Source organism: Pirellulales bacterium (assembly GCA_035499655.1).
Classification (GTDB): domain Bacteria; phylum Planctomycetota; class Planctomycetia; order Pirellulales; family JADZDJ01; genus DATJYL01.
Genome location: DATJYL010000033.1, coordinates 1 through 16,754 on the forward strand (window position 1 = coordinate 1; position 16,754 = coordinate 16,754).

The 16,754-nt window shown below is 57.1% G+C and carries 15 protein-coding genes; 6 read left to right on the top strand and 9 right to left on the bottom strand.

The genetic code is table 11. The features are described from left to right. Both VMJ32_02125 and VMJ32_02130 read left to right on the top strand, forming a co-directional pair. Nucleotides 1–2,629 (top strand): class I tRNA ligase family protein (locus VMJ32_02125; GenBank protein HTQ37793.1); only part of this gene is annotated, 2,629 nt, incomplete at its 5' end. A gap of 170 nt (nt 2,630–2,799) precedes the next feature. After that, nucleotides 2,800–3,435, top strand: coding sequence for a phosphoribosylglycinamide formyltransferase (locus tag VMJ32_02130; GenBank protein HTQ37794.1), 636 nt, complete (start codon nt 2,800–2,802; stop codon nt 3,433–3,435). Between the two features lie 4 nt (nt 3,436–3,439). Here the strand turns inward: VMJ32_02130 and VMJ32_02135 are convergent, their stop codons facing one another. From VMJ32_02135 to ndk, 7 genes are all read right to left on the bottom strand, one after another. Beyond that, complete coding sequence (locus VMJ32_02135) at nt 3,440–3,631, bottom strand: DUF202 domain-containing protein (protein ID HTQ37795.1); 192 nt, start codon at nt 3,629–3,631, stop codon at nt 3,440–3,442. Nucleotides 3,632–3,633: 2 nt separating this feature from the next. Beyond that, complete coding sequence (locus VMJ32_02140; protein HTQ37796.1) at nt 3,634–4,446, bottom strand: hypothetical protein; 813 nt, start codon at nt 4,444–4,446, stop codon at nt 3,634–3,636. Nucleotides 4,447–4,498: 52 nt separating this feature from the next. Then, on the bottom strand, nt 4,499–4,630 hold the full coding sequence (locus VMJ32_02145) for a hypothetical protein (GenBank protein HTQ37797.1): 132 nt from the start codon (nt 4,628–4,630) through the stop codon (nt 4,499–4,501). 105 nt (nt 4,631–4,735) lie between these two features. Further along, nucleotides 4,736–5,116, bottom strand: coding sequence for a DUF5615 family PIN-like protein (locus tag VMJ32_02150; protein HTQ37798.1), 381 nt, complete (start codon nt 5,114–5,116; stop codon nt 4,736–4,738). After that, complete coding sequence (locus VMJ32_02155; GenBank protein ID HTQ37799.1) at nt 5,113–5,343, bottom strand: DUF433 domain-containing protein; 231 nt, start codon at nt 5,341–5,343, stop codon at nt 5,113–5,115. Before VMJ32_02155 ends, VMJ32_02150 begins: the two co-directional genes overlap by 4 nt. A gap of 81 nt (nt 5,344–5,424) precedes the next feature. Then, a complete protein-coding gene (locus tag VMJ32_02160) occupies nt 5,425–6,963 on the bottom strand; it encodes a YifB family Mg chelatase-like AAA ATPase (GenBank protein ID HTQ37800.1) in 1,539 nt (512 codons plus the stop codon). Nucleotides 6,964–7,220: 257 nt separating this feature from the next. Continuing rightward, nucleotides 7,221–7,682 (bottom strand): nucleoside-diphosphate kinase, encoded by a 462-nt coding sequence (gene ndk / locus VMJ32_02165; GenBank protein ID HTQ37801.1) that lies wholly within the window; start codon nt 7,680–7,682, stop codon nt 7,221–7,223. Nucleotides 7,683–7,832: 150 nt separating this feature from the next. On the opposite strand from ndk, the gene VMJ32_02170 reads away from it, so the two are divergent. Further along, the gene (locus VMJ32_02170; protein HTQ37802.1) at nt 7,833–8,996 is read left to right on the top strand and encodes a hypothetical protein; all 1,164 of its coding nucleotides are present in this window, start codon (nt 7,833–7,835) and stop codon (nt 8,994–8,996) included. 15 nt (nt 8,997–9,011) lie between these two features. On the opposite strand, the gene VMJ32_02175 is transcribed toward VMJ32_02170, so the two are convergent. Beyond that, nucleotides 9,012–9,461 carry an NUDIX domain-containing protein gene (locus VMJ32_02175; protein HTQ37803.1) on the bottom strand — a complete coding sequence of 150 codons (450 nt, stop codon included), beginning with the start codon at nt 9,459–9,461 and terminating at the stop codon, nt 9,012–9,014. Nucleotides 9,462–9,742: 281 nt separating this feature from the next. On the opposite strand from VMJ32_02175, the gene VMJ32_02180 reads away from it, so the two are divergent. The 3 genes from VMJ32_02180 to VMJ32_02190 all read left to right on the top strand — a co-directional run bounded on the left by VMJ32_02180 (nt 9,743) and on the right by VMJ32_02190 (nt 14,144). After that, entirely contained in the window at nt 9,743–10,594 is an 852-nt protein-coding gene (locus tag VMJ32_02180; GenBank protein HTQ37804.1) for a toxin-antitoxin system YwqK family antitoxin, read from the top strand. A 188-nt stretch (nt 10,595–10,782) separates the two neighbouring features. Next, nucleotides 10,783–12,834 carry an ATP-dependent zinc metalloprotease FtsH gene (gene ftsH / locus VMJ32_02185; GenBank protein ID HTQ37805.1) on the top strand — a complete coding sequence of 684 codons (2,052 nt, stop codon included), beginning with the start codon at nt 10,783–10,785 and terminating at the stop codon, nt 12,832–12,834. A 329-nt stretch (nt 12,835–13,163) separates the two neighbouring features. Beyond that, complete coding sequence (locus VMJ32_02190; GenBank protein ID HTQ37806.1) at nt 13,164–14,144, top strand: DUF1559 domain-containing protein; 981 nt, start codon at nt 13,164–13,166, stop codon at nt 14,142–14,144. Between the two features lie 84 nt (nt 14,145–14,228). Here the strand turns inward: VMJ32_02190 and VMJ32_02195 are convergent, their stop codons facing one another. Beyond that, a complete protein-coding gene (locus VMJ32_02195; GenBank protein ID HTQ37807.1) occupies nt 14,229–16,745 on the bottom strand; it encodes an ABC transporter permease in 2,517 nt (838 codons plus the stop codon). Between the last annotated feature and the right edge of the window lie 9 nt (nt 16,746–16,754).

The following is a 16,754-nucleotide window of genomic DNA, read 5'->3' on the forward strand; positions in this document are numbered from 1 at the left end:
AGATCCGCTCATCCAATATCCGCGGCGCAGTTGGTTCATCAAAACCAGCGAGTTCAAGCAGCAAATGCTGGACAACAACCAGCACATCAACTGGCTGCCCGAGCACATCAAAGAGGGGCGCTTCGGAAACTTCCTGGAAACCAACGTCGATTGGGCCCTCAGCCGCGAGCGCTTCTGGGGCACCCCGCTGCCGATCTGGCAATGCGAGAAAACCGGCAAAATGGAAGCCGTGGCCAATTATGACGAGCTGTTGAAAAAGCCCGGCATTCAGGGGACCGAAGTTTGGGCCGCGGCGAAAAAAGCCAATCCAAAATTGGCCGACGATTTGAAAGTTCACAAGCCCTACATCGACGCCGTCACGTACGATTCGCCGTTTGAAAAAGGGGCGCGGATGCGGCGCGTGACCGAAGTTATCGACTGCTGGTATGACAGCGGCGCCATGCCCTTCGCCCAATGGGGTTACCAGGGGGAAAATAAAGCTGCGACCGTTGGTCGCGCTGAACTGCCCGACAGTGCCAAACTAGCATCCATGTCGAAGCAACAATCCGAAATCCTCAAGCGAGTGATTGAGCAACAGAACCGGGAAGCCGAGCGGGATATCTTGTTCGACATCTATCAGAAAAAAATCGGTCAAATTGTCTCCGGTGTCGTGGAGAAGTTTGAAAACGATGTGGCGACTATATCACTAGGCAGTGTCGAGGCAGTTGTGCCTCGATTTGAGCAATTATCTGGCGAAACTTTAAACGTCGGACAGCAAATTGAGGCGACAGTATTTGACGTGAAGAAAATTGGGAGTCGTGTGAAGGTTCTTCTCAGTCGCACTCGGAAACCGTGGTCCTTGGCAAACGGAAATGACGGCGACGCCGCCCAAAAGTTCCACGAACAATTCCCTGCTGATTTCATCAGCGAAGCGCTCGACCAAACCCGCGGCTGGTTTTACAGCCAACTGGCGATTTCGACATTGCTGTTTTCGCCGCAAGCCCAGGGGTTGCAACCCCTGGGCTTCACGCACGACTATCCCCATCCCTTCCGCAATTGCATCGTCCTGGGCCTCATGCTCGGCGAAGACGGACAGAAAATGTCCAAAAGCAAACGGAATTACCGTGAGCCGGGCGAAATTTTTGATAAATACGGAGCTGACGCTTTGCGGTGGTACTTTTTCGCCACGCAGCCGCCGTGGACCACCATCCGCTACAGCGAACGGGCCATCCGCGACAGTATCCCCGAGTTTCTGCTTCGCCTGTGGCACACGTACAGCTTTTTTGTCATCTACGCCAACATCGACGGGTTTGAGCCACTGGCAGAGATAGGGCGCAGGGAACAGGGCGCAGGGGGCAGTGAGCAAACCGCTTGCGGCTTAGCGTCCGCCGATCTCGCCACCGCCAAAACCTACCGCCCCATCCGCGAGCGCAGCGAACTCGATCGCTGGATTCTCAGCGAGCTCAACCGCACTGCCGCTGCCGTCGTGAAGCATATGGATGCCTACGACAACTACACCGCCGCGCAGCGCATCATCGAATTTGTTGACGCCCTTTCCAACTGGTATGTGCGCCGCAGCCGTGATCGATTTTGGGCTGAAGACAAGCATGATCCGGATAAACTCGACGCTTACTGGACACTGTACGAATGCTTGTTGACGACCTGCAAAATCATCGCCCCGTTCGTGCCGTTCATGGCCGAAGCGATGTGGGGAAATTTAAGCGGAGGAGACAGGGCGCAGGGCGCAGGGGATAGTTCTGATCCTGCATCCCGCGCCCTGCGCCCTGCGCCCTTTCTTGAATCCGTCCATCTCTGCGATTTCCCCACGGGCGACCCGGCTGCCATCGACGAGGCACTGTCGACCGAAATGAATTTGGTGCGCGAAATTGCTTCGCTCGGCCTGTCGGCCCGCATGGGGGCCAAGCTGAAAGTGCGGCAGCCGCTTGCGAAAGTGGAAGTGATTTTGGTCAACCCGGCCGCGCAGGCGTGGCTGGAAAATCACACCGCGGTCATCTGCAAGGAGCTGAACGTCAAACACGTGGAGTTCACGCAGAAGGCCGATCAATACATCACTTACACGGTACTGCCCGACCTGAAACGGCTCGGCCCGCGGCTGGGGAAAAAATTGCCGCTGGTGAAGCAGGCGCTGGCCAAGGCCGACGGCGGCAAGTTGCTGGCCGAAATGGAAGCGGCGGGCAAGGTGTCGCTGAAGTTGGACGATCCCGGCGCGCCGGGACTTAGCGAGGCGCTTGACCGGGACGATTTGCAAGTGCGGCTGCAAGCCAAACCCGGCTGGGCCGCGGCACAGGGCAAGCACTGCGTGGTGGTGTTGGCGACCGAAATTTCGCCGGAGCTGGCCGTTGAAGGCGTGGCCCGCGAAATTGTGCATGCCATTCAAACGGCTCGAAAAGACACAGGCTGCGAATACACCGACCGAATTGAAGTCGGTGTAGTCAGCGAATCGGCACAAATCCGGCAGGCGGTCGAACAATTTGGCGATTACATCCGCGGCGAAACCTTGGCGATGCTGCTGAAAATTGGACCGCTGGAAAACGCTGAGCCGGTTGAAATTAAACTAGGCGAGGAAACGATGCACCTGTTCGTACGAACTGCAAAACGAAAAAAAGTAGCCACAGATGAACACGGATGAATTGGATGAAAAGATTATGGTCGCAGATGAATTTTTGCGGAAATTAATCATTGACGAGATTCGAGGCGTTTAAAATCATCTGTGTGAATCTGCGTTCATCTGTGGCTGTTTGCCCTCCACGTTCATCTGCGGCTTCTAGACTCTCCATGTCATTCACACTCGGCCAAGTTGTGTCTCCGCTACGCTTGGCGGTGCTGATTTCCGGCGGAGGGACGACGCTAAAGAATTTGATTCAGAAAATCGGCATGCCCGACGGGAGCGGGCAACGCTTGGATGCGAAGATTGAGCTAGTGATTTCCAGCTTGGCCAAGGCGGGCGGTTTGGAAATTGCCCGGGCGGCGGGAATTCCGACGCTCGTCGTGCCGCAAAATAAATTCGCCACCCCAGCAGAATTCAGCGAAGCGGTGTTCGGGCCGTGCCGGCAGGCGGGCGTGCAGGTGGTGGCGATGGGAGGATTTTTGAAGCACGTGCTGGTGCCGCCCGATTTTATCAACCGGGTAACGAACATTCACCCGGCGCTAATTCCCAGTTGCTGCGGTCCGGGCATGTACGGATTGCGGGTGCATGAGGCGGTGCTCCAATCGGGCGCGCGGCTGAGCGGTTGCACCGTGCATTTTGTCGACAACCAGTACGATCACGGGCCGATTATTTTGCAGCGCAGCGTGCCGGTGCTGGAAGATGACACGTCGGAAACGCTGGCCGCACGTGTGTTTGCCGCGGAGTGTTTGGCGTATCCCGAAGCGCTGCGGCTGATTGGCAAGGGGCGGGTGCGCGTGGTGGGAGAGGGCGTGGAAATTGCAGATTGAAGCTTCATCTTGAGCGGCAGCTTGCCGTGGCCGCCGAAATTTCGCGCAAGAACAATCCAAACCGGGCCACCACAAAGCCGAAGCCCATCAGCGCGATGCCCATCCGCACCCACGCCCACAATGTCCTCTCCGCCGCCAGGCCCGTGCGGGCATCGAGGGAGAAATTAAGTGGATTATCGTTTGCGGGGAGGGGCATACTTATTGAACTGCGGCAGGGCGTTTAGAAAATGCCAACTTCACAAATAAATCGGTTGCGAAAAAGCACAGGCCGCCCATGAGCACCGACATCACGGGTAACGCGAAAATTCCTGCGGATTGCTTTATGGCTTCCCACGAGGTGGCAATTCCACCAGCGAAGGCCTGAGTGATCGCATGAGGAAACTTAGCGAGACCGTGGATGAAAAACCAGAGACCTAATGTTTTCACAATGACCGCAAAGAGCGCTAATTGAGGCGATTTATAAGTTGTGACTTCATTATCGGCTGGGTTGGTGTCGTCAAGTAACTCGGAAAACCCGAGCCTGATAAACCAATTGGTTGCGATCAGCAATAAAACGCCAAATACAATTGAATTCGCCGAAACTGCGATGATTTCAAACAAAAGCAGCGGTCGTGCCCAGCTTGGGCCGGAAACGGAGTGATAATCAGACAACGCATGGGGCAAAATAGTTATTCCATGAAGAAAGAAGAAAACGCCAAGCGTCTTTGTGAGTGCCGAGAATAATTCTAGGCTGGTCGCTGACTGATCTGGGTACAGATCGGCAGAAGAGTTCGTTACGCCCAACTTAGGATAGGTTACATCGGCAATCCAGTTGGAGCGAAGCAGCCACAAACCCGCGACACACATGAAGAGTGGCTCGCCGATGCTTTGCATGATCATATAAAAGAAATCTTCCGCATCGGAAAACTGTCGCAAGCCAAAAGTAGCAAGCGGAAGTGTTCCCAAGCCCGTGACCAATAGCCAAACGCCAAGCGATTTGACGAACACAGCAAATCGTTCTTGCGGTTTCATGGCCGTTCTCCCAAACTGACAGAGGGTGTGTCAATTATTACGCCCTGATTTGTTATTGAAGCCACTCGCGGAATTCGGCCTCGATTTGTTCGTGCGGGATTACGCGGCCTGTGGCAATTTGCTGCTCGGCTTCTTCAAGGCGAGCGAATAAATCGACCTTGTACAGGAAATCATCGACGTTCACTTTGTCGCAGGGAAATGAATCGAGAATTTTTCGAATCGTTTCTTTTCACATGGTTAAGGTCCGACTGACCCGACCATCTTATCTTAAATTTGCGCGGACGATCAATCACCAGCGGCGCAAGCGGACACGGACGTGAGGCCCGCGCTGAAATGCAACGAGTATGAACGGAGCGGCTAGGTCCAGGTCTTGAGTTTGAATGGCCTGGAGCGAAGCAATAGTGAAAGCTGAGTCGATATGTCCGGGACGCAAGTACACGATTCCATTGATTGGAATGCCCTGCGAGATGGCCAAGCGGCCAAAGTCACCGTCGTGAGTTAATACGGTCCGTTGTTCTTGGAATGCTGCGGCGAGAATGGCATCATCGTCCTGGCCCGCCAATCCTAATTCGTGGATGTCGCGTACATCGCAGTTCTGCTGGCGCAAAAATTGAACAACATCCGGGTGAATGTTTTCATCAGCGAGCAGCTTGCACTCGAACAATTTCACGACGGGATCTCCGCAGTGACCGTCACGTCGTTTTTCACGGACTGTGCGGCGTAGCGGAGAGCTTCTTCCACGTCTTCGGCGTGCAGTTGCGGGTAGCCACGGAGAATATCGTCACGGGTGGCTCCGGAGGCGATCCACTCCAAAATCATTTCCACGCTGATGCGGGTGCCCTTAATGCAGGGTTTGCCGGCTAGAATTGCCGGATTGGAAATAATACGGGTGAACATGGATTGGGCCTCCTGGGATATTATACCCCGCTGAAATTGGGTTCTGTTGATGACAAGGCATGTTTTTCAGGGTTCATGGCTTTACGTCCACAACTGGCGGTCCAGCATGCGGTAGTTGACGGCTTCGGAAAGATGGGTGGGGGTGATGGCGTCGCTGCCGGCCAGGTCGGCGATGGTGCGCGAGACGCGAAGGACTTTGTCGTGGGCGCGGGCGGATAGGCCCAATTCGGTCATGGTGCTGCGGAGCAGGTTGGCGCAGGCGTCGTCAAGGCGGCAATGCTCGCGGATTTGGCGGTGGCTCATGTGGGCGTTTTGGCGGGTGGCGCTGCCGTTGAAGCGGTGGGCCTGCATCTGGCGAGCGTGAGTCACTTGCTCGCGCATTTGGGCGCTGGTGCTGCCGGGCACGGCGGAGGAGAGTTCTTTATAGGCCACGGCGGGGACTTCGATGTGGATGTCGATGCGGTCGAGCAGCGGGCCGCTGATTTTGTTCATGTAGCGCTCGATTTGCGGCACGGTGCAGTGGCATTCGCGGCGGGGATCGTTGCGGTAACCGCAAGGGCAGGGGTTGAGCGCGGCGATCAGCATGAAGTTGGCCGGAAATGTAGTGCTGTTGAGGGCACGGCTGATGGTGACGGCGCCGTCTTCCAGCGGTTGACGCAGCACTTCCAGCGTTTGGCGGTTGAATTCGGGCAGCTCGTCCAGAAACAGCACGCCGTTGTGCGAGAGCGAAATTTCGCCCGGCGTGGGAACGGTTCCGCCGCCAACCAGGCCGGCGTTAGAAATAGTGTGATGCGGCGAGCGGTGAGGGCGCGTGGCCAGCAGCGGCTGGTTCGGCTTGAGCAAACCCATTGCGCTGTAAATGCGAGTGGTTTCGATGGATTCGGCCGCGGTGAGCTGCGGCATGATGGTGGGGACGCGCTTGGCGAGCATGGTTTTGCCGGAACCGGGAGGACCGAGCATCAGCAGATTATGCGATCCGGCGGCGGCAATGGTGATGGCGCGCTTGGCCATTTCCTGGCCGCGGACGTCGGCGAAATCTAGCTCGTAGGCGGCGTATTGCTGGAACCATTCGTCGAGCCGCGGCGGCGTGGGGTCGATTTCGATGTCGCCGGTAAAAAAGGCGGCCGCTTGAGCGAGGCTGGAAACGGGAATGACTTCGATGTTTTCGACCACGGCGGCTTCGGCGGCACTTTCTGTAGGGACAACGATGCCGCGCAGACCGGGTTGCGCGGCGGCGGCCATGGCCATGGAGAGCGTGCCTTTAGTGGCGCGGGTGACGCCGTCGAGCGCCAGTTCGCCCACGACGGCGTATTTTTCGAACAGGTCGGACTGAAGTTGGCCACTGCCGGCCAGAATGCCCAACGAAATGGGCAGATCGAATGAGGCGGCGTTTTTGGGGAGCTCGGCGGGGGCGAGATTGATGACGATTTTATCTTGCGGTCGCATGAAGCCGCTGTTAACCATAGCCCGTTCCACGCGGTGCGTGCTTTCCTTCACCGCGGCTTCGGGGAGGCCGACGAGAATAGTCTTGGGGAGCGCGCCGGGAGAGACATCAACTTCGACATCGACTGGGAGGGCGTCGATGCCCAGGAGCGAAAAGGTGTGCAACTTGGCGAGCATGGCGGTGAAGGGTTCGGGGTTCAGGGTTCAGGAGCCGTAGGGAAGAGATTAGGGGTTAGGGGCGAGGGGCGAGGAACAAAGTTTGACTGACCCGATAGGGTAAGTGAACAGGTGTCCAACGGACAGCCGCCATTGTTACGGCTGAAGCGGAGAGGTGCAAGTAGGGGCGGGATGTGCAGGAACAAACAAAGCCCAGGGATTGCAACCGCTGGGCTTGAGGAATCGAATTGATTGAATCTCGGATGCGAAAGAGAGATTTACCCTTCGTCGCCGGCTTTCATCCAGGGAGTGACGGTGGGGGAGTAGGGGCAAAGTTCGGCGTCTTTGAAGTAGATGGCAATTTCGCGCTGGGCGGCTTCGGGGCCGTCGGAAGCGTGGACCAAATTCATTTGGCGGCTGGAGCTGAAATCGCCCCGAATGGTGCCGGCGGGGGCTTTCAAACCGCTGGTGGGGCCCAGCATGTCGCGGACCACACGGATGGCTTCCAAGCCTTCCACCACGGCAGCGATGACCGGGCCGCCGGTAATGAATTTTTCCAGAGCCGGGTAAAACGGCTTGCTAACATGTTCGGCGTAATGCTGCTTGGAAAGCTCGGGGGTGATCCGCAGCATTTTTAGGGCGATGACGTTGAGGCCCTTGTCTTCGAAGCGGGTCAGAATGCGTCCGGCCAGGCGGCGCTGGACGCAATCTGGCTTGAGCATGACGAAAGTACGTTCCATGACGGCAAACTCTCCAGAGTGATATTTGAATGGTGGATTCGTGCGAAAGCTGGAAAAGTTGGGATTTTAGAAAATTTGGCCCGTCCCGGCTAGGCCTTGGCTGCAGATGCCGTTGACTGCAACGTCCAACTTTCCTACTCTTCCGCCGCCATGATTGGCCGAATTGCGCTGCGATTCTCACTTTTGACATTGTTGGCGATTCCTGTCTGCGCCGTTTGGGCTGCTGATCCCCCGAGCAACGCGCAGACAGAGTTGGTCGTGCTGCGCAACGGCGAAGTGCTAAGCGGCGTGGTTTCGCGGCAGGGAGATCGCTATGTGATTAGGGGGGATGGAACGGAAATCCGCCTGGCCAGCCGCGACGTCGATTTTTTGTGCCAAACCTTGGATGAAGCGTATAACGTGCAGCGGAATCGGGTTGTGGCGGGGCGAATTGAAGACCATTTGAATTTGGCCGACTGGTGCATGCGGCAGAAATTGCTGGGTTACGCCGCGCGCGAAATTACGGCGGCGATGGAGATAGACTCGAAAAATCCGCGGCTCGTTGCCTTGGACAACCGGCTGCAACGGGAGCTGCAGCCCGATGTGCCACAAGATACGGCCGCCGATAGTACGGGGAAATTACAACCGGTTTCGGCCGAGGAGTTGGAACGGCTGGTGCGATCGTTGCCGCCGAGCACCGTGGAAACGTTCACGGCCACGATTCAACCGATGCTTTTGAATTATTGTGCCACGGCGGGTTGCCACGGGCCGAGTTCGTCATCGTCGTTCACGCTGTTGCGATCGAGCGAAGAGAGAATTGCCACGCGGCGGCTGACGGAGCGAAATTTGTACAACACGCTGGAGTGGATCGATCATGACAATCCGATCGACAGCAAGCTACTTTCGGCAGCCCGGGAGCCGCACGGGCCGCATCAGGCATCCGGCGCGACCGGGGTGGGTACGACGAAGTATCAGGAGTTGATGAATTGGGTGCTGCAAGCCTCGCCCAACAGCAATGCCAGGTTGCAAGCGTCTGCTCCGGCCAGCATGTCGGCTGCCATGCTGCCGTTTGGCGCGCCGCCGGTATTGGCTTCACCAGCGCCGGCGACGGTATTGATGCCAAGCAATGCCTTCCCGGGAGCCAATTTGCCGCTGACCACACCGTCGCAAGCGGCGGCACAGCGAGCGGCGGTGGCGAAAATTCGCCGGGCGCCTAATACGGGTACGGGGGCAGCCAGTACGAACGCAAAAACTGCGACGGCCAATTTGACGCCGAGCGCGGCCAATCCGACAGTGGAAGATCAACCTTCGCCGGCAGCGGCCGATCCGCACTGATTGCTCGTCAACCGCTCACGGCATTTCGAGCGGCACATCGCCGCGAGAAATCGCTTCCAGGAATCGATAGTTGCTTTCGAGTTGATTCGGAAGGGTGGCCATTTCTTGGAGCGTGAGCCAGTGGACCGATTCCACTTCCAGCGGATTGGGCGTGAGCGTGGAGGAGGAATCGAGATCGGAAAGCCACCAGGCTAAATGCACGCGCCAGGGGGAAACGCTTTCCCAAATTCGCCGCCGAGGCTGGATGCGGCAGGCGAGTTCTTCTTGTAGTTCGCGGATGACAGCTTGTTCTTCTGTCTCGCCCGGTTCGATTCCGCCGCCTGGAAAGCAGTACATGCCCGGGGCCACCACTTGTTGCGAGCGACGAATGATCAGCAACCGGTCGTTACGCACAATGACGGCCACGGCTCCGCGGCGAACAATTGCTGGTTGATCGTGTTGCGGATGGTTTGGCATTTGGAGCATGCAAGATAATGGGTCAGTTTGCTTTCGGGCTACAGTTATTCTCGATTGGCACAGTTAGGCCATATTGAAACTGGATACGGCCCGTCGCAAGGCTTGGTGGACGAAGGGCTTTCGGCATGTCATATTGGAAGGTAGGGAGCGACTAGCGGAAAAGCGAGAATTGTTGACCGGCTGGGTTGGGCTCGATAGGGTCATGGCCTCAAAAGGGGACGATTGGACGACAAATCAATGAGGGGAATGCGGCAATGAAATGGGCACATTACGGGTCACGAACATTTGTTATGGGAGTCTGTGCGGGAGCATTGTTTTTGCTCGCGCTGGCCGGTTGCGGCAGCGATCAAGGGAAATCAACCGGCGACAAGGCGACCACCGATAAGGCTGCCGATGCTTCGCAGGGAAATAATATAACGGGCGCGCCGGCCGCCAGCCAGACAACGCCGACGGCAGACAAAGGCGCTGTGAAACCGGTGTTCGAGGAAAAATCGGCGCCGCCGCCGACGTTTGTGGGCCAGATCACCGTGGAGGAACTTTACCCCAACAAAAAATTGCAGATTCGGCGCATGGTAAAACGGTACAGCGACGATTCGATGGTCAATCATGGCCCGTACACCAGCTTCTATTTGAGCGGGGAAAAACTGGAAGAGGGAAATTACGTTGATGGGAAAAAAGACGGCGCGTGGCACATGTGGTATCCCAATGGCCAGGAAGCCAAGGTGGAAAACTACATCGACGGCCAACTCGACGGCCACTGGACACTATTTACTGATAAAGGAGTGCAGCAGAGCGAAGTCAGTTACAAAGCAGGCCAGCGCGACGGCCGATGGATTGTTTACGGTGAAGACGGCAAGCAAATCCGCGAGCAAACCGACTATCGGGACGGCAAGCCGGACGGCACCAGCATTGCTTGGAACGCCGATGGAAAGAAGACGAGCGAAATGCACTTTGAACGCGGCCAGCTTAACGGGACACAAACACAGTGGTTTCCCAATGGGCAGATGTCCAAACAGGTAGAATTCAAAGATGGCAAACTGAACGGCAAACTGATTCAGTGGAACGACAAAGGAGAGAAGCTGTTGGAACAGGATTACGCCGATGGCCAAGTGCAAAAGCAGCAACCCGCCAAAGGAGGGTAAGCTGGGTTTCGGACCGAGGTGGGACGCCGCCGGAGGCCGGTGATTCGTGGTCCCGCGATTCTGGCCCGATTTTCGCCACCGGGAATTTAGCCCCGCTGGAAGCGAAAAGGCGTCGAAAAAATGAGGCCTTCGGGATAGAATTCTCACAGTCGTCTACGCACCCGTCCGTTCAGGCATGAAAGATAAGAATGGAAAACAATAAGCCCCTGGTACCGGGACCTCCTCCGGGGCAGCCGCTTCGCCCCCGTATCAAGCCGACCACGCTGTGGTTGATTGTGGCGGGTTTGGTGCTGCTGGCATTTATGGTATTTAGCCGGAATGGGGGCAACCGCTCGGAAATCACATACGATTTTTTCTGGAAACAACTGAAGGCTGATAACGTTTCGGAAGTGGATTTCGACAGCCAATCGACGTTGTTGGGCCGCTTTCGAAAAATTCCGGAAGCGCCGCCGCCAGCCGCCAGCCAGACGAGCGAGTCGAAATTCGAAAGCTGGTTCACCGAATCCAAACGGGAGCCGCTGCAACAAAACTTTAGCGTCACGTTGCCGCCTGCTGACAACCCGGATTTGATGAACACTCTGACCGAAATGAGCGAAAAGCACGGCTTGCGAGTCAACGCGCAGCCACCGTCCGACAACACGTTCATGTTGTTGCTGCTGTATTGTTTTGTGCCGCTGTTGTTGTTGTTTGGATTGTGGATGATGCTGCGCCGCACGCGCGATCAATTTATGGGAGGGGGCATTCTGTCGGGCTTTTCCAAAAGTCCGGCCAAGCGCTATGAGGAATCGAATAAGCCGATCACCTTCAAAGACGTGGCTGGCCTGGAGGGTGTGAAGAACGACCTGCAAGAAATTGTGGAGTTTTTGAAGGCCCCGGAAAAATTTACGCGCCTGGGGGGACACGTGCCTAAGGGGGTGCTTTTGATGGGTCCACCGGGCACCGGCAAAACGCTGCTGGCACGGGCCGTGGCGGGGGAAGCGGGCGTGCCGTTTTTTTCGATCAGCGGCTCCGAGTTCATTCAAATGTTTGTGGGCGTGGGAGCCAGCCGGGTGCGCGACATGTTTAAAACGGCGAAAGAAGCGTCGCCGTGCATTTTGTTCATCGATGAAATTGACGCCGTGGGCCGTGTACGCGGGGCCGGCCTGGGGGGCGGACATGACGAGCGCGAACAAACGCTGAACCAAATATTGAGCGAAATGGACGGCTTCAGTCAGACTGAGGCGGTCATCGTCCTGGCCGCTACCAACCGGCCCGACGTGCTTGATCCGGCGCTGTTGCGGCCGGGGCGGTTCGATCGGCATATTACGGTCGATCGGCCGAATCAACGGGCGCGGATGGCCATTTTCAAAGTTCACACCCGAGACGTTCCGCTAGCCGCCGACGTCAGTTTGGAACGGCTGGCCGCCGGCACGGTGGGTTTGACTGGGGCCGATATTCGCAACTTGGTAAACGAAGCCGCGTTGTGGGCGACGCGGAACGGCAAGGATAAAGTGGACATGGACGATTTTGAATTCGCCCGCGACAAGATTTTGATGGGGCCGAAGCGCGACGAATTACTGAGCGGCAAAGAGAAAAAAATGACGGCCTATCACGAGGCAGGCCATGCTTTGCTGGCCTGGATTTTGCCCGGCGTCGACCGGTTACACAAAGTGACCATTATTCCCCGTGGCCGGGCGTTGGGCGTGACGCAACTGTTGCCCGAGGAAGACCGGCTGAACATAGGACAATCGGAACTTAACAGTCGCTTGGTGTTCATGCTGGGGGGACGTGCCGCCGAAAAAATTGTGTTTAACGAATTCAGCGCCGGCGCGGAAAACGATTTGGCCCAGGTCACCAAGCTGGCCCGCAAAATGGTGGCGCATTGGGGGATGAGCGAACGCGTGGGCCCGGTGGCATACCGGACCAGCGAGGAGCACCCGTTTTTGGGGCGCGAAATCGTGGAGCAGCGCGAATTCAGCGAGCACAGCGCGCAAGTGGTGGACGAGGAAGTATCGGCCATTTTGCACGATGCCGATCGCAAGGCGATGGAGCTTTTGAACGTGCATCGTCAAAAACTGGACGCCTTGGCCGCTGCGCTGGAACAGCGGGAAATGCTGGACGAAATGGAAGTTGAAGAAATTATCGGCCCCTCGCCGTATCCACGGGCGAGCTTCAACGGCGAAGCCGGCAAGAACGGCCAGCCGGGCGACGGACAAAAGACGAACACCCAGGCTGCGAGTGGTCCGGCAGGGACAGGCTAAACCGCAAGGGGGGACTTCGGCGTCATGCCATCAATATCGTCACGCCTGTAGGAGACTCGCTTTCAGTGCGGTGGGCCGGTTGGATTTCGGACAGCGTTTTTTCGACCGATACGGGCTATATTGAAGCTGGCTCGCCACCTTTCTGGGAAAACATTGACAGCGTTTCTCGGGATTGTTAGAAGAAGACTAGGTGTGGGGGAAGGGGAAATCACCGCCGGTTCTTTTGAAACCGTGGGGGCGGTGCAGTGGGAAACTGAGCGCGTGGGGCTTTGCAAACGTTCGTCTCGGCGGGGTGCTATGCAAAGACCCTGGGTTGAGGAGTGAATACCATGCAACATTCGGTACACGGTCAGCGGCGGGCTTTTACGCTGGTCGAGTTGTTGGTAGTGATCGCCATCATCGGCATCCTGATTGCGCTATTGCTGCCGGCGGTGCAGGCGGCGCGCGAAGCAGCCCGGCGTTCGCAGTGCGAGAACAACCTCAAACAATGGGGTTTAGCGATGCACAACTATGCCGGCGCGAAGAAACACTTTCCGCTGGGTTCGCAATCGCACGCTGCGGGTTCCACCACCACGCCGCCGCGACAAACCTGGGTGATTAATCTGTGGGCTTTTATCGAAGAAAAAGGGCTGTCTAATCAATTCAACATCAATTTAGATTGGAATCTGCCGCCCAACACCAATACGGATTCGATGACGGGGCTTACCGGACAGTATGTTGATTTGTATTATTGCCCGACTGATACGGAGGGAAACGATCAAACCGGCGCGAACGACGACGAGCGTCGGCGCGGGAACTACGCGGTTAATTGGGGGAACTCGACTTATGGGCAGAACCCAGAGCCAGCGGGCATTGCGCCTTTTTCGCAAATCAAGGGGAACGCAGCGACCCCGCGGTTGACAACGTTTTCCATGATTACCGACGGCACCTCCAATACACTAATGATGGCGGAGATTTTGCGAGGCTGGTATATTGGCGACAACGAATGGCGGGGCGACATTCATAACGATCAAGGCGAATTTCGCTTCAACACGATTGTAAATTCCACCATCAGCATGACGCCAAATGCCCTGCAGTCCGATCTCGTGGGGCGCTTTACCCCAACCGGAGATCCGCTGATGCCGGCAAAGCAAGGGGCAGGGAACGCGGTGGGCGATTATTACGCTGCCCGCAGCCGGCACATTGGCGGGGTCAATGTGTCGTTTTGCGACGGGTCGGTCCGTTTCATCTCGGATGCCATTAAACCCAGTATTTGGAGTGCGCTGGGGACGATGAACGGAGGCGAAGGGATCAGCAACACAAATTTTTGAAATTGCCTGTCGCGGGAGTGAGGCCAGACGTGGATTGACGCCAGGCCTGCTATTCTTATGGCGCAGCGAATCGATTCGTGCGGCTTATTCGTAGCGCAGGGCTTCGATGGGATCCAAGCGGGAAGCTTTCCAGGCGGGGTAGAAGCCGAACACGACGCCGACGGTGACCGAGACTAAAAAGGCGGCGACAATGGCCGGAATAGAGATTTGCGTCGGCCAGCGCATGAAGTGTTTGACCATCATAGAAGCGCAGCGCCCGAACGCAATTCCCGCGATGCCGCCGAACAAACACAGCACGACGGCCTCGATCAAGAATTGTCGCAGAATGTGATGCGACCGGGCGCCGACGGCCATTCGCAGGCCAATTTCGCGGGTGCGCTCGGTGACCGAAACCAACATAATGTTCATAATGCCCACGCCGCCGACAAGCAGCGAAATCATGGCCACGATTAACAGCAGCCCGCTCATCAGGCTCGATTGTTGCGTCATGGTCTTGGTGAGTTCGGTCATGTCGCGAATGCTGAAGTCGTCGGGCTGACCGGGCCGCAAATGATGGCGTTCCCGCAACAGGGCGGTAATTTCGTCAATGGCTTGTGGAACTTCCGCGGCACTGGCCCCTTCGACCTGAATTTGATCGACATTGGTAAAGCGAATGGGCTGCGGCGTATCGGCAATATCGTTGGCCGACAGGGCCGGATACAGGGCGTCGCCACCTGGGTACAAATTGCTCAGGGTGTTAACGGTAGTCGTAGTGCTGGTAGCGCCAGTGGCGGCAGCTGTCGTGGCCGAGCTTTGGTTCACATTGCCCGCACTGCTGCCGGCGACTCGATATTTAATGGTGCTCCAGGGAGCGAGCAAAATATCGTCTTGATCCATGCCGAAGGTGTTGGCGCCCTTCTTGCTGAGCACGCCGACCACACGCAGTGATACATTTTGCACACGGACCGATTTGCCAATGGGATTTTGCCCCTGGAACAATTCGCGGACGATGGTTTCGCCAATAACGCAAACTTTGTTGCCGTTCAGCACGTCGCGATCGGTGAACATATCCCCCATGTCCATATCTTTCCAATCGCGCACGTCAAGATATGCCGGCGTGGTGCCGTAAATGTTCATGGGCACCCAATTGCGGTTGCCATAAATTAACTGGGCGCGAACGCGGACCATGGGCGCCACGGCATCGACGGACGAACATTGCTTGGCAATTTCGTCAGCATCTTGCGGGGTCAGAGTAAGCACGCTGCCGACGCCGAAACTGACGCCACCGCTAGTGGCCGCTCCCGATTGAACTAGCAAACTGTTGGCGCCCATGCTGGCGATGGACGCCTCAATGGCGGTTTTGGCGCCTTGGCCGATTTCGATCATGGCAATGACTGCGCACACGCCGATGATGATGCCCAACGTCGTGAGAATGGCCCGCAGCTTATTGCGCCGCAGGGCATTCAAAGCGGTTCGCAGCGTGGGAGGCATGATAGCGGCCAATTTGCCGTGCCGAATGTGCTTTTCCGGATCGGTCGCAGGCTCGGCACTTTCCGCTGAAAAAGTTCGGGCAGCCGGTTGTGGGTTGCCGTCCACTGGCGAGGCTGCCGGGAATTGCGTGGTGGGTTGCAAGCGCGAATGAGAAGTTTGCGCCAGCACGGGAACAGCGCTGGAACCTACGGTCACGCCGGCTGCTACGGGGCTAGCGGTCATAGGGCCGAAATGCACGCCAGGGGGGGCCGACTGGGTATGGCCACAGTCGTCGGTATGTCCGTTTCCGTTGCTGTTTGGGGCACCATTCCCGCCGAAGGCGCCGTTGCCTGTTGCGGATTCGACGTCCGGGAAGTGACCGTTGCCGGAGGCTGCCTCCGGAGCAGCGTGCGGTCCTGACGCGGGCATCAGTGCGGAGGCCCCATCGCTTTCGATCAAACCGTCGGCGATGCGAATCGTGCGATGGGCAAAAGCCGCCACTTTGGCATCGTGGGTCACAATAATCACGGTAATTCCAGCGGCATTCAATCGCTGGAAGAGCTGCAACATTTCGACGCTGGTGCGCGAGTCCAAATTTCCGGTGGGTTCATCGGCGAGCACCAGCGCCGGCTCATTGACCAACGATCGGGCGATGGCCACGCGCTGTTGCTGACCGCCAGACATTTGCGAGGGTTCGTGATCGAGCCGCTGCCCCAAACCGACGCGATCCAACAGTTCCAAGGCTCGGCGTTTGGCGTCAGAGTGTGCTAGGCGAGAGGGAGAATAGTCCAGTGGCATGAGCACATTTTGCATAGCCGAGGTGCGCGGCAACAGATTGAAGCTTTGAAACACAAAACCCAATTTTTCGGTGCGCACCAGGGCGCGTTGGTCGGGCGTGAGATCGCTCATTTCCTTGCCATCGAGCCAGAATTCGCCGGAACTGGGCCGATCAAGACAGCCGAGAATATTCATCAGCGTGGTTTTGCCGGAGCCGGAGGCGCCCATGAGGGCAACCATTTCACCACGGTTGATGGAAAACGACACGCCCTTGAGCACGGGCACGTCGATCTCGCCGAGATGATACGTTTTGTGCAGGTTGACGACACGGATAAGTTCCGTGCCGGGACCGTTGTTAATTTGCTGTTCGGGCATAAGACGCCT